Annotated in this window: 26 protein-coding genes; 24 read left to right on the top strand and 2 right to left on the bottom strand. The window is 28.4% G+C overall.

All coding sequences use genetic code 11. The features are described 5' to 3' along the window. Positions 1–11: 11 nt before the first annotated feature. Both prfA and prmC read left to right on the top strand, forming a co-directional pair. Positions 12–1100 (top strand): peptide chain release factor 1, encoded by a 1089-nt coding sequence (prfA, locus tag JX287_RS08105; protein WP_003145535.1) that lies wholly within the window; start codon positions 12–14, stop codon positions 1098–1100. Further along, complete coding sequence (prmC, locus tag JX287_RS08100; protein WP_204644374.1) at positions 1100–1942, top strand: peptide chain release factor N(5)-glutamine methyltransferase; 843 nt, start codon at positions 1100–1102, stop codon at positions 1940–1942. The genes prfA and prmC overlap by 1 nt, the downstream gene beginning before the upstream one ends. Before the next feature lie 49 nt (positions 1943–1991). Here prmC and JX287_RS08095 read toward each other — a convergent pair whose 3' ends face one another. Then, positions 1992–2624, bottom strand: coding sequence for a LexA family protein (locus tag JX287_RS08095; protein ID WP_204644373.1), 633 nt, complete (start codon positions 2622–2624; stop codon positions 1992–1994). A 551-nt stretch (positions 2625–3175) separates the two neighbouring features. On the opposite strand from JX287_RS08095, the gene gpmA reads away from it, so the two are divergent. The 3 genes from gpmA (at position 3176) to JX287_RS08080 (ending at position 6716) form a co-directional block, all read left to right on the top strand. Continuing rightward, positions 3176–3862 (top strand): 2,3-diphosphoglycerate-dependent phosphoglycerate mutase, encoded by a 687-nt coding sequence (gene gpmA / locus JX287_RS08090; RefSeq protein WP_204644372.1) that lies wholly within the window; start codon positions 3176–3178, stop codon positions 3860–3862. Positions 3863–3868: 6 nt separating this feature from the next. Then, a complete protein-coding gene (locus tag JX287_RS08085) occupies positions 3869–4627 on the top strand; it encodes a hypothetical protein (RefSeq protein WP_239650375.1) in 759 nt (252 codons plus the stop codon). A 286-nt stretch (positions 4628–4913) separates the two neighbouring features. Then, on the top strand, positions 4914–6716 hold the full coding sequence (locus JX287_RS08080; RefSeq protein ID WP_204644371.1) for a hypothetical protein: 1803 nt from the start codon (positions 4914–4916) through the stop codon (positions 6714–6716). Positions 6717–7039: 323 nt separating this feature from the next. On the opposite strand, the gene recD2 is transcribed toward JX287_RS08080, so the two are convergent. Then, a complete protein-coding gene (recD2, locus tag JX287_RS08075) occupies positions 7040–9376 on the bottom strand; it encodes an SF1B family DNA helicase RecD2 (protein ID WP_204644370.1) in 2337 nt (778 codons plus the stop codon). 261 nt (positions 9377–9637) lie between these two features. On the opposite strand from recD2, the gene JX287_RS08070 reads away from it, so the two are divergent. From JX287_RS08070 to recO, 19 genes are all read left to right on the top strand, one after another. Beyond that, positions 9638–10414 (top strand): Nif3-like dinuclear metal center hexameric protein, encoded by a 777-nt coding sequence (locus tag JX287_RS08070; protein WP_204644369.1) that lies wholly within the window; start codon positions 9638–9640, stop codon positions 10412–10414. 15 nt (positions 10415–10429) lie between these two features. Further along, complete coding sequence (mntR, locus tag JX287_RS08065) at positions 10430–10819, top strand: transcriptional regulator MntR (RefSeq protein WP_204644368.1); 390 nt, start codon at positions 10430–10432, stop codon at positions 10817–10819. Between the two features lie 12 nt (positions 10820–10831). Then, complete coding sequence (locus JX287_RS08060; RefSeq protein ID WP_275576638.1) at positions 10832–11764, top strand: thymidylate synthase; 933 nt, start codon at positions 10832–10834, stop codon at positions 11762–11764. 10 nt (positions 11765–11774) lie between these two features. Next, positions 11775–12266 (top strand): dihydrofolate reductase, encoded by a 492-nt coding sequence (locus tag JX287_RS08055; RefSeq protein WP_204644367.1) that lies wholly within the window; start codon positions 11775–11777, stop codon positions 12264–12266. 3 nt (positions 12267–12269) lie between these two features. Next, entirely contained in the window at positions 12270–13109 is an 840-nt protein-coding gene (locus JX287_RS08050) for a DegV family protein (protein ID WP_204644366.1), read from the top strand. Positions 13110–13124: 15 nt separating this feature from the next. After that, positions 13125–13379, top strand: coding sequence for an IreB family regulatory phosphoprotein (locus JX287_RS08045; protein WP_204644365.1), 255 nt, complete (start codon positions 13125–13127; stop codon positions 13377–13379). Next, complete coding sequence (ruvX, locus tag JX287_RS08040; RefSeq protein ID WP_048802630.1) at positions 13380–13808, top strand: Holliday junction resolvase RuvX; 429 nt, start codon at positions 13380–13382, stop codon at positions 13806–13808. 25 nt (positions 13809–13833) lie between these two features. Further along, positions 13834–14139, top strand: coding sequence for a DUF1292 domain-containing protein (locus JX287_RS08035; protein WP_003146018.1), 306 nt, complete (start codon positions 13834–13836; stop codon positions 14137–14139). 3 nt (positions 14140–14142) lie between these two features. Further along, a complete protein-coding gene (gene mltG, locus JX287_RS08030) occupies positions 14143–15273 on the top strand; it encodes an endolytic transglycosylase MltG (RefSeq protein ID WP_204644364.1) in 1131 nt (376 codons plus the stop codon). Between the two features lie 164 nt (positions 15274–15437). After that, positions 15438–16187 (top strand): RsmE family RNA methyltransferase, encoded by a 750-nt coding sequence (locus JX287_RS08025; protein WP_204644363.1) that lies wholly within the window; start codon positions 15438–15440, stop codon positions 16185–16187. A 13-nt stretch (positions 16188–16200) separates the two neighbouring features. Further along, positions 16201–16524, top strand: coding sequence for a DivIVA domain-containing protein (locus tag JX287_RS08020; protein ID WP_048802633.1), 324 nt, complete (start codon positions 16201–16203; stop codon positions 16522–16524). A gap of 33 nt (positions 16525–16557) precedes the next feature. Continuing rightward, on the top strand, positions 16558–17733 hold the full coding sequence (gene coaBC, locus JX287_RS08015; protein ID WP_430537386.1) for a bifunctional phosphopantothenoylcysteine decarboxylase/phosphopantothenate--cysteine ligase CoaBC: 1176 nt from the start codon (positions 16558–16560) through the stop codon (positions 17731–17733). 29 nt (positions 17734–17762) lie between these two features. Then, positions 17763–20126, top strand: a complete 2364-nt coding sequence (gene priA, locus JX287_RS08010) for a replication restart helicase PriA (protein ID WP_204644362.1) — start codon at positions 17763–17765, stop codon at positions 20124–20126. A gap of 164 nt (positions 20127–20290) precedes the next feature. Beyond that, complete coding sequence (gene ylxM, locus JX287_RS08005) at positions 20291–20614, top strand: YlxM family DNA-binding protein (protein WP_204644361.1); 324 nt, start codon at positions 20291–20293, stop codon at positions 20612–20614. An 11-nt stretch (positions 20615–20625) separates the two neighbouring features. Beyond that, positions 20626–21978, top strand: a complete 1353-nt coding sequence (ffh, locus tag JX287_RS08000) for a signal recognition particle protein (RefSeq protein WP_204644360.1) — start codon at positions 20626–20628, stop codon at positions 21976–21978. A 3-nt stretch (positions 21979–21981) separates the two neighbouring features. Further along, positions 21982–22458: a tRNA (uridine(34)/cytosine(34)/5-carboxymethylaminomethyluridine(34)-2'-O)-methyltransferase TrmL gene (trmL, locus tag JX287_RS07995; protein WP_239650376.1), complete on the top strand. Its 477-nt coding sequence runs from the start codon at positions 21982–21984 to the stop codon at positions 22456–22458. A 71-nt stretch (positions 22459–22529) separates the two neighbouring features. Then, positions 22530–23003: an rRNA maturation RNase YbeY gene (ybeY, locus tag JX287_RS07990; protein ID WP_204644358.1), complete on the top strand. Its 474-nt coding sequence runs from the start codon at positions 22530–22532 to the stop codon at positions 23001–23003. 2 nt (positions 23004–23005) lie between these two features. Then, positions 23006–23914 carry a GTPase Era gene (gene era, locus JX287_RS07985; protein WP_204644357.1) on the top strand — a complete coding sequence of 303 codons (909 nt, stop codon included), beginning with the start codon at positions 23006–23008 and terminating at the stop codon, positions 23912–23914. Then, a complete protein-coding gene (recO, locus tag JX287_RS07980) occupies positions 23898–24629 on the top strand; it encodes a DNA repair protein RecO (RefSeq protein ID WP_204644356.1) in 732 nt (243 codons plus the stop codon). The genes era and recO overlap by 17 nt, the downstream gene beginning before the upstream one ends. Positions 24630–24640: the final 11 nt, after the last annotated feature.

The following is a 24640-nucleotide window of genomic DNA, read 5'->3' as shown; positions in this document are numbered from 1 at the left end:
AGGAGGAAGAAATGGAAATTTTTGGACAACTTGAAATAGTTGAAGAGCGTTATGAAAAGTTAAACGAATTACTTAGTGATCCAGATGTAGTAAGTGATACAAAAAAACTTATGGAATACTCTAAAGAGCAACGTTCTATAGAAAAAACAGTAGCTGTATTTAGAGAATATAAAGATATAGTTCAACAAATTAAAGATACTAAAGAACTTCTTGAAATTGAAGAAGATAAAGAGATGAAAGAAATGATGCAAGAGGAAATTAAAGAATTAGAACCAACTCTTGCACCTATGGAAGAAGAATTAAAAATCTTATTATTACCAAAAGATCCTAACGATGGGAAAAACGTTGTTGTTGAGGTTCGTGGAGCAGCTGGTGGAGATGAAGCACAATTATTTGCTGGTGATTTATTACGTATGTACACTAGATTCGCTGAGTCCCAAGGTTGGAAAGTTGACGTCTTAGAACGTTCTGAAACTGGTATCGGTGGTATTAAAGAAGCAATCTTTATTATTTCTGGTGAAGATGTGTATTCTAAGATGAAATTTGAAAGTGGGGCACACCGTGTACAACGTGTCCCTACAACAGAATCAAGTGGTCGTATCCATACTTCAACTGCAACAGTAGTAGTTTTACCAGAGGCAGAAGAGATTGAAATCGACATTAATGAAAATGATATCCGTGTTGATACTTTCGCATCTAGTGGTGCTGGAGGACAATCGGTTAATACAACGATGTCAGCCGTACGTTTAACTCACATTCCAACAGGTGTTGTAGTATCTATGCAGGATGAACGTTCTCAGATTAAAAATAAAGAAAAAGCTATGAAAGTTTTACGTGCTCGTGTTTATGATAAATATCAACAAGAAGAGCAAGCTAAATTTGATGCTGAACGTAAATCTAAAGTTGGAACAGGGGATCGCTCTGAACGTATTAGAACTTATAACTATCCTCAAAACCGTGTTACTGATCACAGAATCGGTTTAACTATTCAAAAATTAGACCAAATTATGGAAGGTAAACTTGATGAGGTTCTAGAAGCACTTCGTATTGCTGAACAAGCCGAGAAGATGGCAGAACTTAATAAAGGTGAAGAACTATAATGAACAGAAGGCAAGCTATTACAAAGGCTTGTCTTCTTTTAAGAAGGCAAGGAAAAGAAGAATCGTTAGCGAGATTTTTATTAATGTATATGTTGGATGAAAATTCTCAACAATTTACAAATAATATTTCAGAGCAACTATCAAAAGAAAAAGAAGAATTGTATTTTTCTTTAATTGATAAACATATAGATGAAAATATGCCATTAAGTCACCTTGTGGGATTTGAGTATTTTTATGATAGGAAGTTTAAAGTTAATAAAGATGTATTATCGCCTAGAATGGAAACAGAAGAACTTATATATAAGGTTATTGAGTATATAAAATCTATTAATAAAAATAACATAAAAATTCTAGATTTATGTACAGGTAGTGGTATTATCGGAATAACTTTAAGAAAAGAACTTGAATCTAAGTCGTTAGAGGTGGTCGCAAGTGATATAAGTGAAGAAGCTTTAAAAGTTGCTAAAGAAAATGCAATAATGAACGAGGCAGAGGTTAAATTTATACAATCTGATATTTTTGAAAATATAAATGAGAAATTTGATATCATAGTTTCAAACCCTCCATATATAGCATATAATGATAAAATAACAATGGAAGATAATGTTTTAAATTACGATCCGCACCTTGCTTTATTCGCAGAAGAAGATGGTATATATTTCTATAGAGAAATAGTAGAAAATGCTAAAGAATATTTAAATCATGATGGTATGATATTTTTTGAAATAGGATATGATCAAAGAGAGAAGATACTGAAACTAGCAAATGAGAATGAATTTAAGGCTGAAGTGTATAAAGATATAAACGGTCGATATAGGATGGCTATATTAGAAAGGATATAAAAATACGAGTTTCTTAGGAATTAATCTAAGAAACTCGTATTTTATAAAATTATAGTTCTCTATATACACCGACGCACTCACCAATAATTTCAACATTACGTGTTACTATAGGTTCATAGTCAGGATTACAAGGATAAAGAATTACATTGTCATTTTTAACAAAAATTTTCTTTAGAGATGCTTCGTTCCATTCAGTTAATCTAACAGCAGCAATTTTACCGTTTCTAACAGAACTTTGTTGACGAATGAAAACTAGGTCACCATCGAATATACCAGCTTCTATCATACTATCTCCTTTTACACGTAGTGCAAAATCAGCACCCATACCTTGATCGATAAAAATATGTTCATCATATTCTTCTTCAATATAAACACCATCCCCTGCACAGATTGTTCCTAAAATAGGAAGTTTAGAAACATCATCTAAATAGTTATTGTTGGAATTTAAATTACTATCTAAAGATTCTATTTCCATTGTATCACTTTCTCCCATAAGCCATGCAGGATTTACTGATAAATATTCAGCTATAATTTGTAATTTATCTCTTTTAGGTGTGTATTTGCCTTTAGACCAATCGCTAATTGATGAAGGTGTAATTTTTGTTGAACGAGCAAGTTCAGCCTGTTTTATATTTTTTTCTTTTAAACATTTTTTAAATCTAATACTAAAAGTTGTAGTCATAATATTACATTCCAATCTATTTTCTATCTATATATTGATTATAAAGGAAACCGTATATAAAATCAAGGGTATATAATAAAAAAATTAAGAAATATGAATTTTTCTCTTGATTTTCGGTTTTCCGTATGTTATTATATAAGTAAGAAGAAAATTAAGTTTTACGTACAAAAAGAAAGAAGGTAATTTTATGTTTATATATTGGATTATTATATTAGTTTTATTAGCTAAAGTCTTTACTTTTTTTGAGACTAACAAGTTAAAAATTGTAAAAAGGGGTAAAGTGGAGCGTAAAGTATTTTAAAAATACAAAATTCATTATAAAGTTATTATGAACAGAAAATATTATTTATTATTATAAGATTAGATGGAAATTATTATTCAGCTAGTCTTATTTTTCTTAATATATATCAGAAAGTGAAAAATATATGTAATTTATCAAAATCAGCATACCTATAACGTTTTCAATATGTTTTTTATAATAAAAACTATGTACTAATACTAAAAAATATTGTATAATTAAAATATAATAATAAAACTAGGAGGATTTCTTAATGAAATTAGTATTAACTAGACACGGTGAAAGCCAATGGAATCTAGAGAACAGATTTACAGGATGGGTTGATGTTGATATCACAGATAAAGGAAGACAAGAAGCTATCAAAGGTGGTCAAACACTTAAAGAATTAGGTCTTACTTTTGATGTAGCGTATACTTCTTACCAAAAACGTGCTATCAAAACTTTAAACTTATTCTTAGAAGAATTAGATTTATTATGGATTCCAGTATACAAAAGCTGGAGATTAAATGAAAGACACTACGGTGCTTTACAAGGATTAAACAAAGCTGAAACAGCTGAAAAATACGGTGATGAACAAGTTCACATTTGGAGAAGAAGTTTCGATGTAGCTCCTCCTGCATTAGATAAATCTAGTGACATGTACCCAGGAAACATCGATAGATATAAAGAAATTCCTGAAAATGAAATACCAACAGGAGAAAGTTTAAAACTTACTATTGATCGTGTATTACCTTACTGGGAAAGTGATATTTCTAAACAAATTAAAGCTGGTAAAAACGTGCTTATCTCTGCTCACGGTAACAGTTTAAGAGCGTTAATCAAATACTTATTAAAAATCTCTGATGAAAAAATCTTAGATCTTAACTTACCAACTGGTACTCCATTAGTATTTGAAATTGACGAAAACCTAAACATTATCTCAGCACCAGAACTTTTCTAATAAGTGATGAAAAAGCTGATAATATTACTAACAACCTTGCTAATTTTGCAAGGTTGTAGTTCTAAGGACAATATTTCTAAAGAACAATTGCAAAATCTTACAAATTCTGTTACTCTAAACCAGCTAGAAAAAACTGAATTTGATAAAAAAGATAATAAGTTGATAATTACTACTAATGATGAAGTTATTAACAAAGAAGGTTTTGAATCTTTATTGAAATCATTAAAACTTAATAATTTTAATGGGAAAACTCTAAATATTGATAATATTAATTCAAACGAGTTTAATAATAAAGATTTCAATATTGAAATTGTAACTAAAAATAAAAACTCAGTTGCATTTAATTTAAAAGATAGTGCTAACAAGAACTACAATATTTCACAAACAAAATATTCAAGTGAATATATGAAGAATAAGCTAAGTTCATTTTCAAAAGAATTAATCACTTTTGACGAACTAGCGGGAACTATTGAAACAGATCTTGATAAGGGACGTCCTTTAGGCGATAAGGTAGAGAAATTTAAAGAGATGACAGATAAAGTAAATTCTTCGATAGCGACTCTAAAAACTCTAAATAATGAGAATATTGAATATGAAAAATTAAATGAAGTTAAGGCTAAATTAGTTCGTTTAGATGTACTAACTAAAAATATGATTGCAGCAGTAAATAGTTCTGTTGCAGCAAAAAATGGTTCTGCAATAGCAGCAGCATTTTTAAATATTAACGATATAGATAAAATAGCACGTGATTTTGCAGCGATGTAATTAAAAAAGGGAGTGACTCAAAAATCGTGATTTCTAAGAAATCGCAAATGTTGAATCACTCCTTTTTATTATGCAAAAATTAGTGTGATAAAAGAACAAATTTTAAAACAAATCTCAAAAGAAAACCTGTAGAGAATAAATGTTATATCTTTTAAATTATAATACTGAAAAATAAATATTAAGTAACTAATAATTATTATAAAAAAATTTCTGTATTATCTATTAAAACACTTGACAATATATATATAATGGATATAACTTTAATTTTTATAAAGGAGAAAAATATATGAAGAAAAAATTATTAACAAGTGCAGCTATTGTATCATTTTTAACTGTAGCAGGTATTGTAATACCTCAAGCAGATATTTTCGCAGCGGATACGCCGAATACACCACACCCAAGTACAGTCCCAAGTGCTGAGCCAAATAATGCACCTAGTCCATCGGAGTTAACTGATACCGAGAAAAAAACTGGATTTGTATCTGTTAGCAAGCCATTTAATTTTGATGACGACGTATATGAGGGTGGATGGGGTCATCGTAATATTAATAAGAAGAAAGTTGATAGCTTTACTAGCTATACATTAAAAGATATTTCTTTAGACAAGAATAAAAATTTAAATATTCAAACATCAAGTTCTGATTTATCAGTAAATTCAGTTGAATATATAAACGAAGCAAATGGAAGTAAGTATGAACTAAATGTAAAAAAAGGAACAGTAAAGAATTCTTACATGGCAGATACTAGTAAACTTACAGGTGGGAACTACTTATTAAATAATATTCACCTTTCGAATAGTCTTGAAAATAACGAATTGAGTGCTGAGATAATTAATACTGATAAGGAAAACCGACCTGTAGGGTTAGGAATTACTTCTGAAATTAATTTAAGTAGAAAAGATTTATATAAATACGATAATAAAACAAAAATAAAAAATTTAAGTGAAACTAAGTTGCCAGAAGTAGGTGATAAAGATTATTTAGTATATTCAGACAAATCACAAGTAGGTGATAATGATGTATTAAAAGTTACAGTTAAGTATAAAGCAGGTTTAGAAAGATTTGCAGATAAAATGTTGTTAGAATATTATAGTCCTAATAAGCCAGGTAGTGAAGCAGAAAGAATATGGGGAAAAGCTGTATTTGTATATCATCATAAAGATTTACCTGGTAAGATTACAATATCGACAAAAAAATATGGGGACCTAGAAGAGAAGGCAGGTTCTTTTGATGTAGATAGTACAATAGATAGTGAAGGAAATGATGTATTATATTTTAAAAACTTTAAAAATACAGATCCTGGGCATTACTATTTAAGACAACTTCACGACTTAGATTTGACAAAAGGTGATTTAAGTAATTTTGAGTTTGATTTAAATCCATCTGGGAAATCTATTTATAGAGCTGACAAAGTTGACGAACCAAAAGTTGATGAGCCAAAAATAATTAAACCAGTAGAACCAACTTTCCCGAAAGTTGAATTACCAGAAGCACCAAAAAATAAAATGCTAGAACGAACTGTTGGAAACAGAAGAATAAGTGTACACTTTGATAGTACTAAAATTCCAGCAACTTATTTCTATGCCGAAGAAGTTAAAGATAAAGACGAATTAGCTGAATTAACTAAAGAATTAAAAGCTATTAATCCAAAATATAAATTAGATAGTGTTTATGATTTAAAACTTACAGATTCTTTAGGAAACACTGTTGATTCAGTAGGTTCTAAGAGAACTGTTACTTTAACTAATACAAAAGGAAAATCAGTAGTTTATTACATATATCGTGATGAAAATAATAAATTAAAATTAGATAAATTAGAAACATATGATGACGGGAATGGAAGTATTGTTAAATTTGATGCTAAGCACTTTAGTAAATATGCTTTAGTAGAGGATCAAAGTGAAGGGAATAAGCCTGAAGAAGCAGGTGCCGAAGGTGAAAGTAACAAAGCAGCTGCTGGTGAAGCTCACAACCATCAAAAAGAAGGTAAAGTTTTACCTAACACAGGATTACAAACAGCTTCTTATGGCTTCTTAGCAGCAATCGTAGGATTATTTGGAGCTGCAGCATTAAGAAGAAAAAATAGATAATATTTAATAATTATTTCAAATAGGTTATAGGACGTAAATTGTTCTATAACCTGTCTTTGTGAAGTTAAGGACATGGGAAAAATTTCAGCCTCGGATTTAGTATACAACCTTTTTCCGTTAGTTCGACTTTTTGATGGGAGTGACTCAAAAATTGTGATTTCGTAGAAATCGATTTTTTAGAGTCACCTCCGCACAGTTTATTAGATATCTAAAAAGCTTTTATAAAGCGATTTTTGATATCAATAAACCACTGCGTCTATGAGTCCTCATATGAACCATGTTAAATTTTAGGACTTTTGGGTTAGCCCCGTTTTTAATGTTTATTAGAGAAAATCTGTCGGTTTGATGTTTTCCATTCCAATCATAGGATCAATAGTATTTATATTTTGAAAATCGAGTATATATGTTTTAAGCTCTTCATCAATTTCAATGTCTTCAATATCCGCTTCTCTGTCTGTTGTAAAGAACCATTCTAGAGCAGTTTGTCTATTAACGGTATTTGTAGGCTCGATTGACTTATAAAAAACATTATGATTTCCACATAATATTAATTTTTTCTTTGCTCGTGTAATAGCAGTATAAGTTAAATTTTTATTGAGCATAAAGTTATAATTATCAATAAACGGAATTATAACATTTTCAAATTCTGATCCTTGTGCTTTATGTATAGAACATGCATAAGAAAGCGTAATTTGGTTTAATTCTTGCTTTTCATATGTTACAAAGTTATCATCATAATCTATAACGATTTTAAGTTTATTTCCTTCTTTGTATACTTCTTTTATATAACCTATATCACCATTAAATATATTGTCCTCAGGTCTATTAACGAGTTGCATAACTCTGTCGTCTACTTTATATATTAATTCACCGTACTCTATTTGTTCTTCATTATCATTAAATCTTGATTGGATAGCTGTATTAATCTCATTTATTCCACTTGTTCCTTTATAGATAGGAGCAAGGATTTGGATATTTTCTTTACTTGTGTTTTTTAGTAGATCATCATATACGGCTGAGATGACGTTGATCATTTCATTTTTATTAGCTGAAATGAATTCCTTATCATCGAAATTTTCTAATATATCGAATGGAATATCATTTTTTATAGAGTGGGAGATATTTATAATACTTGAATGTTCACTTTGTCTAAAGATTTTATTCAACTTAACTGTCGATATAGCTTGAGAATTAATAAGATCGTTTAAGACATTCCCTGGTGCAATTGACGGTAATTGATCGTTGTCCCCAACAAGTATTATCTTTGCATCTTTATGAATTATTTTTAATAGGTTGTACATTAAGAAAACATCAATCATACTTGATTCATCTATTATTACTAATTCAGACTTTATACTTTTATCACTTACAAATTCTTCCATGTTTTCATCTTCTGTACTCCAACCGATGGCTTTGTGGATAGTAGAAGCATAGAATCCTGTGCTTTCAGACATTCTTTTGGCCGCTTTTCCGGTAGGTGCACATAAGGTTATAATATTTCTATTTTCGTCTAATAAATCATGTATACTATAGTTTTTAATTTTTTGGAATATTTTAATGACTGCTAGTATGATTGTAGTTTTTCCAGTCCCCGGTCCACCTGTCAGGATTGAAAAATTGTTAAGAATGCAGTTTTTTATTGCCGCAATCTGAACTATATCATATTCTATTCCCAATTCATCTTCGACTTCGTCTATATATTTATCTAATAGTTTTTCACTAATATCTTCAGTGTTTTTAATTTCTAATCTTCTATTTATATCACTATAAATAGAATACTCTGAATAGTATATTTCTGGTAAGAACACTCTATCTTCAATCTCTATTAATTTTCCAGTATCTAGAGCATAAGTGTATGCATTTAATATATCTTGTTTATCGACTGCTATATTTCGTGAAGAATATAGCACGTTAAAGGTATTGTAAAGAAGGTTGTTTTTTGATATATATGTATTGCCAGTAGAAAAACAATACGAATTAATAGTATAAATAAAACCGTATAGTATTCTTTCTTGATCATTTGCAGCAATTTCATTAGTTTCTGCAATTTTATCTACTGTTTTAAAATTTATACCTTTTATATCTTTAATTAGTGAGTAGGGATTTTCGGTAATTGTACGTAATGTGTTATGTTTGTAAAAGTTATAGATTTTCAAAATTAAATTATTGCTAAGATTATATTCGTTTAGCTTTAAAATTATATCTTGGGTTTGTTTATTTGCAACGATTGTAGCATAAATAGTATCTTTACGTTGTGTTGGAATACCTTTTATGGCAAATAATGCTTCTTTATCTTCATATATTTTATCTAGAGCATCTATACCTAAACTATCGACTATTAATTCTGCGGTTTTTCTTCCTACACCTTGAAAAATCGAACTAGATAAATAAGATACAATAGCTTCTTTATCTTTTTCAATAACAGGTTCTACGACAATTGCTGAAAGTTGTGTACCATATTTTCTATGCTGAACAATTTCTCCTTTGAATGAATATAATTCATCTTCAACAAATTCGAAATCGTTAAATGTTCCTACAACGCTTAAATAATCTCCTTCAGCAAAATTATATTGATCATTTAAAAATATAGACAAAATATAATAATTATTTTCCTTATTATGAAAGATAATTTTATTTAGATAACCTTCTACAGTTTGCATAATAATCTCCTACGAATTTCTTTATAAGAACAATAATAATATATAAAATTGAAAATGTCTAGTGTTGAAAATAAGTATAAAGACTTTATATATATTCTTGTATGATTTGTTGATTTAAATTTTAAAAACATTATTTTATAGAATAACAAAAATATTATAGAAAAGAAATATGTTATTTTAATTACAAAATATGTTTCGTAATGGCAATTTTTTTTATAAAATGTTATAATAATATGATGATAAGATAAGGAGGTTGATTTTGTGACAACAGTAAAAGATGTATTTAATCATTTAAACAATTTAGCAGATGTTAAATTAGCCGAAAAATGGGATAACGTCGGATTGATGTTAGGTAGTAACAATAATGAGGTAAGTAGAGTATTGGTATGTTTAGATGTAACTACTAGCGTTGTAGAAGAAGCAATTGCTAATAACGTTAATTTGATAGTATCACATCATCCACTTATCTTTAAACCGTTAAAAAATATAGATTATACTACTGATTTTAAATCTAGAATTATTCGTAATTTAATAAAAAATGATATTTCAGTTATTTCATTTCATACTAATTTGGATTCTGCCACTTTAGGTTTAAATGATTATTTGGCAAAAATTCTAAAACTAAATGAAATCCAAGTATTATTTGAACATAGTTTAGATAACACTGCGGGGTTAGGTAGAATTGGTAAATTAAGTAAACCTCTGAAACTTAGCGATTTTATCATTTATGTTAAAAATTGCTTTTCTTTAGAAACTGTTTCAGCTGTTATTGGAGATGAAAAAGAGATTTCTACTATTGCACTTTTAGGAGGAAGCGGAGCCGACTTTATTTACACTCTACCAGAAGTAGATGTATATTTGACAGGTGATGTAGGATATCACGCAGCACTAGATGCAATAGAAATGAAAAAAAATATAATTGATGTTGGACATTTTTCTGAGAATTTAGTGAAAGATTTACTATTAGATTATATTTCTGAATTAAATGTTGAAGTAATAAAATCTACAGTAGAAAAATCACCATTTAAAATATTATAAAGGAGGTACATGTTCATGGCAAAAGCAACACCGACGATGGAAGACTATATTGAAGTAATATATTCTTTAGTAAAAAACAAAGGTTATGCTAGAAGTGCTGATATTGCTGAAAAATTAGAAGTATATCCTTCTACAGTAACCAAAATGTTGAAAAAGCTTGATGTCGAGGGATATATCGTATATGAGAAATATCGAGGTATTGCTCTTACTGAGCAAGGTGAGAAAATGGGAGAGTATGCCCTGACTCGACATGAATTATTAGAAGATTTTCTTAGACTTATAGGAGTTGATGAAGATAAAGTATACGAAGAAGTAGAAGGAATCGAGCATCATTTCGGTAAGAGTTCATTAGAAAAGATTAAAGATTTAATGAAATATTTAAAAGAAAACAATTATAAAGCGTAATGGAGAATTAGTGTGGTAGATAAAGAGTATTTAAAATTATGTCAATATATTTTAGACAGTGGAATTGAGAAAGAGGATAGAACTGGTGTTGGAACAAAAAGTATTTTTGGATACCAAATGAAGTTTGATCTTACTGAAGGATTCCCTTTATTGACTACTAAAAAAGTTAATTTTAATTTAGTTTGGTCAGAATTACTTTGGTTTATAAAAGGTGATACAAATATTAAGTTTTTATTAGAAAATAAAAATAATATATGGAATGAGTGGGCATTTAAAAAGTGGATAGAAAGTGAAGAATACACTGGTCCTGATATGACGGATTTTGGACATCGTACATTGATTGATGAAAAGTTTGCAAAAGAATATAAAGAACAAATGTCATTATTTAAAGAGCGAGTTCTTACTGATGAACAATTTGCTGAAAAATATGGAGATTTAGGTAATGTTTATGGTAAACAATGGCGTAATTTTAATGGTGTTGATCAACTTAAAAATGTTGTTGAACAAATTAAGGCTAACCCTTCTTCTAGACGTTTAATTGTATCATCATGGAATCCGGCAGAAGTTGATACAATGGCTTTACCACCTTGTCATTCTTTATTTCAATTTTATGTTAATGATGGAAAATTAAGTTGTCAATTATATCAACGTAGTGGTGATGTGTTTTTAGGAGTTCCATTTAATATTGCATCTTATTCATTACTAACAATTTTAATAGCGAAAGAGTGCAATCTTGAGGTGGGAGAATTTGTTCATACACTTGGGGATGCACATATTTATAAAAATCATTTTGAACAAGTAAAAGAACAAATGTCTAGAACTCCATATTCTTTACCAAAACTGAAAATAAATGATTTTGAAAGTATATTTGACCTTAAGATTGAAGATGTTGAATTGGTTGATTATGAATGCCATCCATTTATAAAAGCACCGATCGCAGTTTAGGAGGGGTATAATGTTATCACTTATAGTTGCATATGATAAGAATAAATCAATAGGACAAGAGAATACTATTCCTTGGCGTTTAAAAAGTGATATGTTAAGGGTGAAAGAATTAACTACAAATCAAACAATCATCATGGGGCGAAAAACATTGGATAGTATTGGTAAAGCTTTACCTAATAGAATAAATAGAGTTTTAACTCGTGATAAAAATACATTAAGTCATTATTCAAATATTGAGGTTTATTCAGATGATTCTATTTTAGATAATATTGAAACTGAAAAAGTATATATATTTGGAGGGGGAATGATTTATAGTAGATATTTTGATAAGTGTGATGAAATGTTTATTACAGAAGTTGATACAATAGTTGAAGCGGATACGAAGTTCCCTGATTTTGATGAGAATGAATGGGAATTGATTAGTAGGGAGAACTTTTCTAAAGATGAATATAATGAATTTAATTATTCATTCATACACTATATAAGAAGAAGGAAGGAGTAAACGATGGAGAAAGTAAAGATTATTATCGATTCATCGAGTGATTTAACATTTGATGAAATTAAAAAATATAATGTGGATGTAATTCCTTTAACTATAAACATAGATGGTGTAGAATATGATTATCGAACAATAAGTAATGATGAATATATTGTCAAAATGAGAACAGCAGAATCGTATTCTACAAGTCAACCTGCCATTGGAAAATTTATTGAGGCTTATGAAAAATGGACAAATGAAGGATATCAACTTATTGTTTTAACTCTTTCTTCTGCTTTAAGTGGTACATATAATACAGCAGTTACAGCAAGTTCAGAATTTGAAAATGTTCATGTAGTTGATACAAAAACCACAACAAGAGGAATGGTGTTTTTATTAAAAGAGTGTTTAAGACAATTGGAAGAGAATGTTGATGTATCAACTATTGCAGAAAGACTTAGAGAAAAAGCGAAGAATATATTAACATATGTTACAATCGATAAACTTGACAATTTGGTAAAAGGTGGTAGACTAAGTAAATCACAAGCTTTAATAGGTGGTTTATTAAATATTAAAGTTTTAACACAATTAAAAGAAACAGAGTTAGTTGCCTTGGATAAAGTTCGTGGTAAGAAAAAACTAGTTCATACGTTAATAAAACACATTGAAGAAGAAAAACAAAATAAAACGATAAAAAGTATAAGTTTACCAAATTCATTAGCTGATGAATATATTACATTAATAAAATCAGAATTAAAAGAAGCTTTTGGTTATGAAGTAAGTGAAGATGAAATATTTACTACTACACCAATTATTTCTACACACACAGGAGAAAATGCAGTAGGTATCTTAGTAGAGTTAGTATAATCGGAGGAAAAGATTATGGCAAATTTCGATGAAACAAGATTATTTGATAGCAATTTTTATGATAAAAATGATATTCACAACATATTAAAAAATGTTGTTGAAACTATTAAGCAACGTGGATATGATCCTATTAATCAATTGATGGGATATATCAAAACAGCTGATCCAGTATATATTCCACGTGATAATCATGCTAGAGAGCAAATTAGAATGATAGACATGGATGATATACTAGAGTACTTATTATACTTTTTTATACAGGAGTCTTAAATGTTAGATAAAAGAATAATGGGCCTTGATTATGGATCAAAAACTATTGGAGTAGCCATTAGTGATTTATTAGGCCTTACTGCTCAAGGTATTGAAACAATTAATATTAATGAGCAAATAAAAGATTTTAAAATTAAAAGAATTAAAGAACTTGTATCAGAGCATAATGTAGGAACTATAGTAGTTGGACTTCCCAAAAACATGGATAATTCTGTTGGTTTTCGTGGTGAAGCAACGTTATATTTTGTAGAAGTTTTAAAGAAAAAAATAAAAAATGTAGAAATCATTCTACAAGATGAGCGTTTAACTACTATGGGTGCTGAAAGAGTTCTTCTTGAGGCTAATGTTTCAAGGAAAAAAAGAAAAAATGTTATTGATAAAATGGCTGCTGTATTAATATTGCAGACATATTTAGATAAATTAAATTAATATAAATTTTCAGGAGGAAAATAAAATGCAAGAAAAAGATTTAAAAAACATTAGTATTGATAATACTGAAGAGGTGTATACACTTAGTACTTTAGAAGGAGAAGAAAAAGAATACCGTAAAATTTTAGAATTTACTAACCCTACAAATGGTAATCTTTACTATATTTTCGCTGAGGAAGAAACGATTGATGAAGAGGAAATTAGTATTTTCCCAATGGTATGTATAGAAGATGGAGAAGATGCAGTTCGTTTTGAACCAGTAGAAACAGATGAAGAATATGATATGATTTCTGAAGTTTTAGATACTTTTTATTACGACGAAAGTGAGTAAGTAATGAGAGAAGATAAGATAAGAAGAAGTAAAGAACTGAGAAAGAAGAATAGAAAAAGAAAATCTATTATTCCTTTAATACTAACTATTATCGTTGTAATTGGTATCGCAGTTCTATCAATATTTTATTACATGACAACACCGGTCGATAAAAGTAATAATAAGGACATTACAGTAGAAGTTAAAGAGAATTATGGAAGTGCTAGAATAGCTCAAGAATTAAAAGCTAAAGGTTTAATCAAAAACGAAGAGGTATTTAAAATTTATTCTAGATTAACACCGGATACAACTTTTTATGTTGGTAGCTTTAAATTAAAAAAAAGCATGAGTTTATCTCAAATTATACAAGAATTAGGAGCTAAGAATAAAGGTAAAACAGGAAATACGTTTGCTTTAATCGAAGGTGATAGTATCCTGAAAATAGCTAAGAATTTAGAAAAAACAAAACTAGATTCTAAAGAATTCTTAGAAAAAGTTAATGACGGTGAATTTATTAAAAAATTACAATCACAGTTCCCTGAATTAATTACAGATGAGATTTATGGTAAGGATATTAAGTATGCATTAGAAGGTTATTTATATCCTGCAATATACGATTTAAAAGATGATGAAACTGTAGAAAGTTTAATTACTAAAATGGTTAAACTATCTAATGAAAAAATAGTACCATTATACAAAAAGAATAATCGTTCATGGAATATTGGTGGACAAAACAAACAAGTTTCTATTCATCAGTATATGACGCTTGCTAGTATCTTAGAGAAAGAATCTACAAAATCTGATGAAAATAGATTAATTGCGAGTGTATTTTTAAACAGACTGGCTCAAGGTATGAGATTACAAACTGACCCATCAGCAAACTACGCTGCAGATAAACTTACAGGGGCACCAACGCAAGCTGAATTATCATTAAATTCTCCATACAATACATATACTAATATCGGATTACCACCTGGTCCAATATCTTCTATTGGTTCAGAATCATTCGAAGCGTTAAATAATGCTGAAAATACTGAATATGTTTATTTCTTACATGCGACTAAAGATGGAAAAGCTTATTTCTCTAAAACATACCCAGAACACGAGAAACTAGCTAAAGAACATATTGAAGGATATATTCCATCAGGTAGCTAGAAAATAAAAATTCAATTTAATAAATCAGAGAATAGTCTAATTAATCATTTGTTGAAATATTGATTTGTTAGGCTGTTCTCTTTCTATGTTTGTGATCAGCTACTATTGAATTAAGAACAAGAATAGGGTAAAATTAAATGTAAGATAAAAGTTTAGGAGAAATTATGCAACAGTATTTTTTAAATGAAGAATTAAGCGTGGATTCAACATATGAATTATCTAAAGATGATAGTAATCATATTGTGAGAATTATGAGAAAGAAAATTAATGATAAAGTATATGTTGTCTTTAATAATGAAATAAAGTACATTTGTAATATTATAGATAATAATGTTGATAAGGTTCTAATTACACCATATGAACAGGTAGATGGTAGTAACGAGCTTCCCATTAAAATAACAGTAGCAATACCACCTTTAAAGAATGATAAAATTGAATATTTAATTCAAAAAATAACTGAATTAGGAGTAAGTAATATTGTTTTATTTAATTCAGAACGTAATATAGCAAAAATAAAAAAAGATAAAGTGGATTCTAAATTAAATAGATGGAATAAAATTATAAAAGAAGCTGCAGAACAATCAAAAAGGAACATAATTCCTGATATAACTTATGTAGATAGTTTAGGAGATTTAATTAAATTTAGTGAGAACTACGATTATAAAGTTGTTGCTTATGAAAAAGAATCTGTTAATGAAGATAACATCAATCTTAAAAAATTACTAACTTCAGATTTAAATGATAAAGATGTCATTGCTGTTTTTGGTAGTGAAGGAGGACTGTCTGAAAAAGAGATTGACAGTTTAATAGATGGGGAATTTGATGTAATTGGTTTAGGAAAAAGAATATTAAGAGCTGAGACAGCGCCACTATATTTTGTAAGTTGTGTTTCTTATTTTAGTGAATTTAAGTAAAAGGAGTTAGATGATGAGTATTGAACTAAATTTAACAGCAAAAGAAATATATGAAAAAGAATTTAAAAAAACAAGAGTGAAAGGTTATAGTGAGGAAGATGTAAATGACTATTTAGATTTAATTATAGAAGATTATATGAAACTTGATAAACTGCTTACTCGTCTAAAAGAATTGGAAATTGAAAATCAAAATTTAAAAATAAAAATTGATGCAATAAAGAATGCTAGTCGTGAAGATAAACCAGTTCAAGTTACAAATCTAGATATACTAAAAAGATTATCTAAACTTGAAACTGCTGTTTTTGGACCGAATCATGCAGATCATGATTTATATTAATAAAATACATAATTAATAAATAAGGAGAATATCATGAATGTTTTACTAATAGTTTCTGGTGGGATTGCAGCATATAAATCGATTGATTTATCAAGTTCGCTAGTAAAAAAAGGACATGATGTTAAGGTTGTTTTAACAGAAAACGCAAAGAAATTCATTACGGAATTACCTTTTCAAACATTGACGAAAAACAGAGTATATACAAGTACTTTTAATGAATTAGATGAAAAAGAGATTCAACATATTGATTTAACAAAATGGGCGGATAAAATTATTGTAGCACCTGCTACAGCTAATATTATTTCAAAATTTGCTTGTGGAATTGCAGATGATTTAGCTACATCTTTGATGCTGGCAGTTCAAGATATAACAAAGGTATATATTGTTCCTGCGATGAATACAGTAATGTATAATAATCCTGTTATACAAGAAAACATAAGTAGACTTTTAAAACTAGGTTTTAATTTTGTTGAACCAGACAGTGGATTATTAGCATGTGGCGATGTAGGAAAAGGGAAATTCCCTTCGATTGAAAAAATAGAAGGAACTGTATTTGCTGAAAGTGAACTAGATTTAAAAGGAAAAAAAGTACTGGTGACTGCTGGTCCAACGAAAGAATTTATAGATCCTTTTAGATGTTTAACGAATCCATCAACTGGAAAAATGGGGATAGCTATAGCAAATGAATTTAAAAAAAGAGGTGCTGAAGTAATTTTAGTTACTAGTGTGAAAAATGATTCTATTAGCCGTGATATAAAGGTTATTGAAATCATAAGTACTAATGATATGTTTGAAGCGGTAAAAAATAACTTTAAAGATTGTGATTATATAGTTAAAGCTGCAGCAGTATCTGATTATACACCTGTGCAGGTTTATGATAAAAAAGTAAAAAAACAAGATGGAAATCTAACTATGGAATTTGAAAGAACCCAAGATATTCTAAAGTATGTTGGTGAAAATAAAAATGAAAATCAGATTGTAGTTGGTTTTGCTGCTGAAACAAATGATTTAATTGCATATGCTAGGGAAAAGATTGTTAAGAAAAATTTAGATTACATTGTTGCTAATGATATTTCTAAAAAGGATATTGGATTTGGAAGTGAAGATAATGAAGTGTGTATTATTGATAAGTTCAATAATATAATAAAAATTGATAAGGCTAGTAAAGCGAATATTGCAAAAGAAATTGTAGATATTATAATCAAGTAAAATTAGTTTATTGAAAGTGAGGTGAGATTATGTATGCTGAAGTAATAGTAGATGTAAACAGTCATAGTGTTGATCAAAGTTTTTACTATTTAATTCCTGAAGAGTTTACCAGTACAGATTTAGTTGGTTATAGAGTAGAGGTTCCTTTTGGTTCTCGAACAGTACAAGGATATATTATTAATATTATTAATGAATATATAGGAGAGTATGATAAAAATAACTTTAAAAGTATTAAGAAAGTTAAAGATGATTTCCCAATCTTAACAAAAGAAATGCTGCTTTTATCAAAAGTTATGTCTGATGAATTATTCTGTACAAGAATCCAAGCTATAGAGTCTTTAATTCCAGCAAGCTTAAAGAATAAATATGTAGAATATTATGAGTTAATTAATGCAAATACTACATTACTTTTTGATTATGTAAAATACTTTGATAAAGATAAACTAGTTGAAAAGAAAGTGTTTGAAAAATATTTTACTATTGAGCAAATAGGATATTTAATCTCACTTAAAGCTATAAAACTCATTAGTAAAATTAAAGAAATTAATAACAATACTGTAGAAGAATTTTTTATTTTAGGTAATGAAAAAAATGTTAAATTAACCAAAAAGCAACAGTTAATTATTGATTATTTAAATAAACATGAAAAAATAAAAAAATCTGATGTTAAATCTATATTAAATATAGGATCTACAGTTACAAGGAAATTATTAGAACTAAACGTAATAGAAATAATCAAACAAGAAGTGAAAGAAGAGATTAATACGTTAACTTTAGATAATGAAACTATATTAAGCGAATATCAACAAGTAATCTATGATAGTATCGTAAAAAATTATAGTAGTGGAAAATTTAATGAATATCTTCTTCATGGAGTTACAGGATCGGGAAAGACGGAGATATATATTAAATTAGTTGAAGCGGCTTTAAAAAGTGGAAAAGATGCCATTGTACTTGTTCCAGAAATAATTCTAACACCGCAAATTGAAAAGAAATTTAAACGTATTTTTAATGATAATATAGCGATTATCCATTCTAGATTGAATACAAAAGAAAAATATAATGAATGGAAAAAAGTTAGAGATGGTAAAGTTAAAATTTGTCTGGGGACAAGATCGGCAATTTTTGCACCATTTAATAGTCTAGGAATAATAATTATTGATGAAGAACACGAAAGTAGTTATAAACAGACAGATTCTCCTAGATATGACGCTAAAGATATAGCCAAGAAACGAGGTATCTATAATAAATGTACAGTAGTTTACGCTAGTGCAACACCATCTGTTGATTTATATTATAATTTTGAAAAATATAATCCTGATAATCTACTAACATTAACTCATAGATTCAATAATAAACTACCTAAAATTAATGTAGTTCATACTGAAGATAAGGAACAGGTTATAGCAAATTCATTACTTGAAAAAATTAGAGGGAAAATTGAGAAAAATGAACAAGTATTATTATTGATGAATAAGAGAGGGTACACTAATTTTATTCGTTGTTTTTCTTGTGGACATTTATATAAATGTGAAAATTGTGATATAAGTTTAAATTACCATAAACATGATAACTCATTACGCTGTCATTTTTGTGGATTTCATAAGAAAATTTCAAGTATAAAAAAATGTTGTTCTAGTCCTGAATTAGTTTCAGGGAATTATGGAATTCAAAAGGTGGAAGAATTTTTAATGCAACATATTCCTAATGTTAGAATAACTAGAATGGATTCTGATACTACTAGTCGTAAAGGAGCTTATGAAAAGCTCTTAACTGATTTTAAAAAACACAAGTCTGACATTCTTTTAGGGACTCAAATGATATCAAAAGGACTAGATTTTCCTAATATTACTTTAGTAGGAGTACTATCGATTGATAGTATGATCGCAGTTCCAAGTTTTAAAGCGAATGAAAAATTATTCCAATTACTTGTTCAAACAGCTGGAAGAGCGGGAAGAAGTGAAAAAGAAGGAGAAGTTGTTTTTCAATCAAATATTGCAAGTAATATTATTGACTATGCAATAGAACATAGTTATGAAAAATTTTATAAGTATGAAATAGGTCGTCGTAAACTTATTGATTATCCACCATTCTGTAGAATTTCTTTTATTACCATTAAAGGATACGATGAATTAAAGACAGAACAGGTTGCTAAGATGATATATAATTTTATCAATAAAAAATTGGAAAATTCATCTATTCTTGGTCCTAATAAGAGTTTATTTTATAAGGTTAATAATGAGTTTAAGTATAATTTAGCGATAAGATATAACGATAAAGAATATAGTAAATTACATCCACTTTTAAAATATATTAACAATTATTTTGCAGAATCATTTTCAAAAGAAAAAATAACTATAACTATAGATAACTCGGCTATAGATTTTATGTAGACACTATAGATATTTAACTTTTTAAATTTTAAAAAATCAACTTGTAGAAATTGCTTTACAAGTTGATTTTATTTGTTTATAAATATGATAAAAATTTGAAAAAATAGCGATTTTATCGTATAATGTAAGGATGTAGATTTATATTTAAAGACTGGAGGAAGATTGTGGAAATAGAACAAGTTATAAAAATTTCACAACTCTATGATTTTTACTCTGATTTACTTAGTGATAAACAAAAACAATATTTAAATGATTATTATTTTAATGATTTATCACTTACAGAGATATCGGAAAATTATAATATTTCAAAACAAGCTGTATCAAATAATATTAAAAGAACAGTACTAGAATTGGAACAGTTTGAAGAAAAGTTAAATTTAATTAAATTAAACAATCAGAGATTGTTTTTACTAAATGAAATAAAAAAATCAACAAATGATGCAGAAGTATTAACATATGTTGATGAATTGATAAAATTAGAAAATTAGGAGAATCTTGTATGGCATTTGAAAATCTATCAGAAAGATTACAAAATACAATAGCAAAACTTACAGGAAAAGGTAAAGTTTCTGAAGCTGATGTTAAGGAAATGATGAGAGAAGTTAGGTTGGCATTATTAGAAGCCGATGTTAACTTTAAAGTTGTAAAAGAATTTGTTAAAAAAATTAGTGAAAGAGCAGTAGGAACTGAAGTTATGAAATCATTAACTCCTGCTCAACAAATTGTTAAAATTGTTAATGAAGAACTTGTTGAACTATTAGGTGGGTCTAACGTTGAACTTAACCAAGGGGGAAAAATTACTACTGTAATGATGGTTGGTCTTCAAGGGGCTGGGAAAACGACTACAGCAGGTAAATTAGCTCTTAAAGTTAAAAAAACTATGAAGAAAAAACCGCTTCTTATTGCAGCTGACGTTTATAGACCAGCAGCAGTTCAACAATTAAAAACTTTAGGTAAACAACTTGATATAGAAGTTTTTTATGTTGATAAAGATCCTGTAGATATTGTTAAAGAAGGATTAGCATTTGCTAAAGAAAATTACTTTAACTATGTAATTATCGATACTGCTGGACGTCTTCATATCGATGAATTATTAATGGATGAGTTAAAAGATATTAAAGCAGCAACCACTCCAGATGAAATCTTACTTGTAATAGATGCAATGATTGGACAAGAAGCTGTTAATATTGCAAGTTCATTTGATGAACAACTAGATATCACTGGATTAGTACTTACAAAACTTGACGGTGATACACGTGGTGGAGCGGCATTATCTATTAAATCTATCACAGGTAAACCAATTAAGTTAGTTGGTATGGGTGAAAAGATGAATGACCTAGAGATATTCCATCCAGAGCGTATGGCTTCTCGTATTTTAGGTATGGGTGATGTGCTTACTTTAATAGAAAAAGCGCAAGCTTCTATCGATGAAGATGAAGCTAAAAAAATGCAGGAAAAAATCCTAAATCAAAGTTTTACCTTCGAGGACTTTTTGACACAACTTGAGCAAGTGAAAAAACTTGGTAGTTTAAAAGACATACTAGGTATGATTCCTGGAATGAGTAAACTTAAAAATATGAATTTAGATGCTGTTGATGAAAAGCAATTTGTTTATATTGAAGCTATCATCAAGTCTATGACTATTGAAGAAAGACAAAATCCAGATATAATTAATGTACCACGAAGAAAACGAATTGCACAAGGTAGCGGTAGACCAATTAATGAGGTGCATAAGTTAATTAAACAATTCGAAGAAATGAGAAAAATGATGAAACAGTTTGGTGGACTTATGAATGACAAATCTAAGAGAAAGGGTCTAGGAAGAATGTTTGGTGGCAAACTTCCATTTTAATAAATTATGAATAATATAGTTTTATTTCAACCAGAGATACCAGCTAATACAGGTAATATCGCACGTACATGTGTTGGTACCAATACAAGATTGCATTTAATTAGACCTTTAGGTTTTTCTATTGATGATAAACATGTTAAACGTGCTGGTTTAGATTATTGGGAACATTTAGATTTAGTTGTTTGGGATAGCTTTGATGAATTTCTTGAAGCGACTAATGATAAACATTATTATCTTATTACTAAATTTGGTTCAAAGAATTATTGTGATTTTGATTTCTCTAATGTTGATGATGAAGAAATATATTTTATCTTTGGAAGAGAAACTAAAGGATTGCCTAAAGAATTCCGAGAAAAATATAGTGAGCAAGCATTACGTATACCTATGAGTGAAAATGTTCGTTCATTAAATTTATCAAATACTGCTGCATTAATTATTTATGAAGCTTTAAGACAACAGAATTTCAATAAACTAAAATAGTAAGTTTGGGGAAGTTTTGCGAGAATATCACAAATTATCCCCATTGTATTAAAATTATAAAGGAGAACAACATGACATTTGTTGATATTATAGATGATAATAACTTAGTAGAAGATAGCACTAAAGATATGTTATTAAAATTGTTAGAATGTGCTGCGGAGTATGAAAATGTTAATACTGAGATTACTGAGATGTCATTATCTTTCGTAAGCAAAGAAGAAATACAAGAGATTAATCGTGATTATAGAGGAAAAGATGTTCCTACTGATGTTATTTCTTTTGCGTTAAATGATGAAGTAGAGGATGAAATTGATATTATCGGACTTGAAGATGAACTAAATTCCATCGGTGACGTTATTATTTGTGTAGATATTGCTCACGAACAAGCAAAAGAATATGAGCATAGCTTCGATAGAGAGATTGGTTTCCTTGCAGTTCATGGATTTCTACATCTTCTTGGTTATGATCATATGACAGAACAAGATGAAAAAGAAATGTTTGGAAAACAAGATGAAATTTTAGAAAAATTTGGTTTAAGGAGATAAGCATGTTTGAAGAACAAATTAAAACAGGATTTGTCACAATTATAGGTAGGCCTAATGCTGGTAAATCGACATTGTTAAATAATATTTTACAACAAAAAATTGCAATTATGTCAGATAAACCACAAACAACTCGTAATATTATAAATGGTGTTTATACTGATAATGATTCACAAATTGTTTTTATTGATACTCCCGGTATTCACAAACCTAAGCATAGATTAGGCGACTATATGATGAAACTTGCAAGTAGTGCAATTCAAGAATCAGAAATAGTTTACTTAATCATTAATGCAAGCGAGAAGTTTGGACCTGGAGATCAACATTTAATAAATATTGTCAAAGAATTAAAAGTACCTACATTTTTATTAATTAACAAAATTGACTTAATTTCACCTGAACAATTAATTCAGATTATAGAATTTTATAAAGATTTATATGATTTTGTCGAAATAGTACCAATTTCAGCGCTTAAATCAATTAATGTTGAGAATTTACTAAATACAACTAAAAAATACTTGCAACCAAGTTTCAAAATGTATCCAGACGATGTAATAACTGATTCACCTGAGTACTTTGTAATTTCTGAATTCATTAGAGAAAAGGTATTGCAATTAACAGAACAAGAAATTCCACATTCTATTGCTGTTGTTATCGATAGAATTGAAAAACAACCAGGAAAGAAAAAAAATATCATTGCTACTATAGTTGTCGAGAGAAAATCTCAAAAAGGTATGATTATTGGTAAACAAGGTAAAATGATTAAAGAAATTGGTTCAAGGGCAAGAAAGGATATTGAAGTTCTTCTAGGTGAAAAAGTATTCTTAGAGCTGTGGGTAAAAGTTATTGATAATTGGAGATCAAAACCAAATCAAATTCGTGATTTAGGTTATAGGGATGATATCTTTGACTAGTAGAAATTATATAAATGGTATTATAATAAAAAAAATACGCTATAAAGATTACCATGAAATTTTGCAAGTTTTGACTGAGCAAGGATATATAGAAAGTTTTTTTTATGAAAATGTACATAAAAGTAAAAAGAAAATAAAAGTTAGTACACCATACGAAGTAAGTATTAACTTTTTCCCTACAAATGGTATGAATAAAATAACAACTTTAGAAGTTGAAAATACCTATACGAATATAGTTTATGATGTATTAAAGCATAGTTATGTTTCAAATATGTTGGAATATACATATTTGATTAATGATAACTCATTTAATATTTACAAACTATTAAAACTTTGTTTAAATAATATTGAAGAAGATGTATCTGAAAAGTTAGTTGCAAGCTACTTTTTAGCAAAAATCTTGAAAGAACAAGGTTTTATGTTTAAATATCAAAAAACCGATTATGAGTATGTAGGGTATAGTTTTCAAAAAAACAGTTTTGTTGATAAATTTAATACGGATTATAGTATTTATGGACTAAATGATAGACTTGTAAAACTCACATACTATCTATCAATTAAAAATATTGATTTTTTGGAAACTTTAGAGATAGAAAGTAAAGATTTAATCAGACTCTTTTCATTTTTTAATATGTTGTTTAAAGAATTTATTGGAGTTGAAACGAAATCATTTAAAAAAATACTAGAACTTGAGGAAATACTAGGTTCCAAGTAGAAAGAGGCTAT

Origin of the sequence: Gemella haemolysans, from assembly GCF_901873445.1 — a bacterium.
Lineage (GTDB): Bacteria > Bacillota > Bacilli > Staphylococcales > Gemellaceae > Gemella > Gemella haemolysans_C.
Note: the sequence above shows the minus strand (reverse complement) of the source record. Positions and strands in the feature narration are given on the sequence as shown.

Bases quoted from the DNA above. Each gene is read 5' to 3' on its own strand.
- prfA (WP_003145535.1), top strand. From the start codon at position 12: ATGGAAATTTTTGGACAACTTGAAATAGTTGAAGAGCGTTATGAAAAG.
- prmC (WP_204644374.1), top strand. From the start codon at position 1,100: ATGAACAGAAGGCAAGCTATTACAAAGGCTTGTCTTCTTTTAAGAAGG.
- JX287_RS08095 (WP_204644373.1), bottom strand. From the start codon at position 2,624: ATGACTACAACTTTTAGTATTAGATTTAAAAAATGTTTAAAAGAAAAA.
- gpmA (WP_204644372.1), top strand. From the start codon at position 3,176: ATGAAATTAGTATTAACTAGACACGGTGAAAGCCAATGGAATCTAGAG.
- JX287_RS08085 (WP_239650375.1), top strand. From the start codon at position 3,869: ATGAAAAAGCTGATAATATTACTAACAACCTTGCTAATTTTGCAAGGT.
- JX287_RS08080 (WP_204644371.1), top strand. From the start codon at position 4,914: ATGAAGAAAAAATTATTAACAAGTGCAGCTATTGTATCATTTTTAACT.
- recD2 (WP_204644370.1), bottom strand. From the start codon at position 9,376: ATGCAAACTGTAGAAGGTTATCTAAATAAAATTATCTTTCATAATAAG.
- mntR (WP_204644368.1), top strand. From the start codon at position 10,430: ATGGCAAAAGCAACACCGACGATGGAAGACTATATTGAAGTAATATAT.
- JX287_RS08055 (WP_204644367.1), top strand. From the start codon at position 11,775: ATGTTATCACTTATAGTTGCATATGATAAGAATAAATCAATAGGACAA.
- JX287_RS08050 (WP_204644366.1), top strand. From the start codon at position 12,270: ATGGAGAAAGTAAAGATTATTATCGATTCATCGAGTGATTTAACATTT.
- JX287_RS08045 (WP_204644365.1), top strand. From the start codon at position 13,125: ATGGCAAATTTCGATGAAACAAGATTATTTGATAGCAATTTTTATGAT.
- ruvX (WP_048802630.1), top strand. From the start codon at position 13,380: ATGTTAGATAAAAGAATAATGGGCCTTGATTATGGATCAAAAACTATT.
- JX287_RS08035 (WP_003146018.1), top strand. From the start codon at position 13,834: ATGCAAGAAAAAGATTTAAAAAACATTAGTATTGATAATACTGAAGAG.
- mltG (WP_204644364.1), top strand. From the start codon at position 14,143: ATGAGAGAAGATAAGATAAGAAGAAGTAAAGAACTGAGAAAGAAGAAT.
- JX287_RS08025 (WP_204644363.1), top strand. From the start codon at position 15,438: ATGCAACAGTATTTTTTAAATGAAGAATTAAGCGTGGATTCAACATAT.
- JX287_RS08020 (WP_048802633.1), top strand. From the start codon at position 16,201: ATGAGTATTGAACTAAATTTAACAGCAAAAGAAATATATGAAAAAGAA.
- coaBC (WP_430537386.1), top strand. From the start codon at position 16,558: ATGAATGTTTTACTAATAGTTTCTGGTGGGATTGCAGCATATAAATCG.
- priA (WP_204644362.1), top strand. From the start codon at position 17,763: ATGTATGCTGAAGTAATAGTAGATGTAAACAGTCATAGTGTTGATCAA.
- ffh (WP_204644360.1), top strand. From the start codon at position 20,626: ATGGCATTTGAAAATCTATCAGAAAGATTACAAAATACAATAGCAAAA.
- ybeY (WP_204644358.1), top strand. From the start codon at position 22,530: ATGACATTTGTTGATATTATAGATGATAATAACTTAGTAGAAGATAGC.
- era (WP_204644357.1), top strand. From the start codon at position 23,006: ATGTTTGAAGAACAAATTAAAACAGGATTTGTCACAATTATAGGTAGG.
- recO (WP_204644356.1), top strand. From the start codon at position 23,898: ATGATATCTTTGACTAGTAGAAATTATATAAATGGTATTATAATAAAA.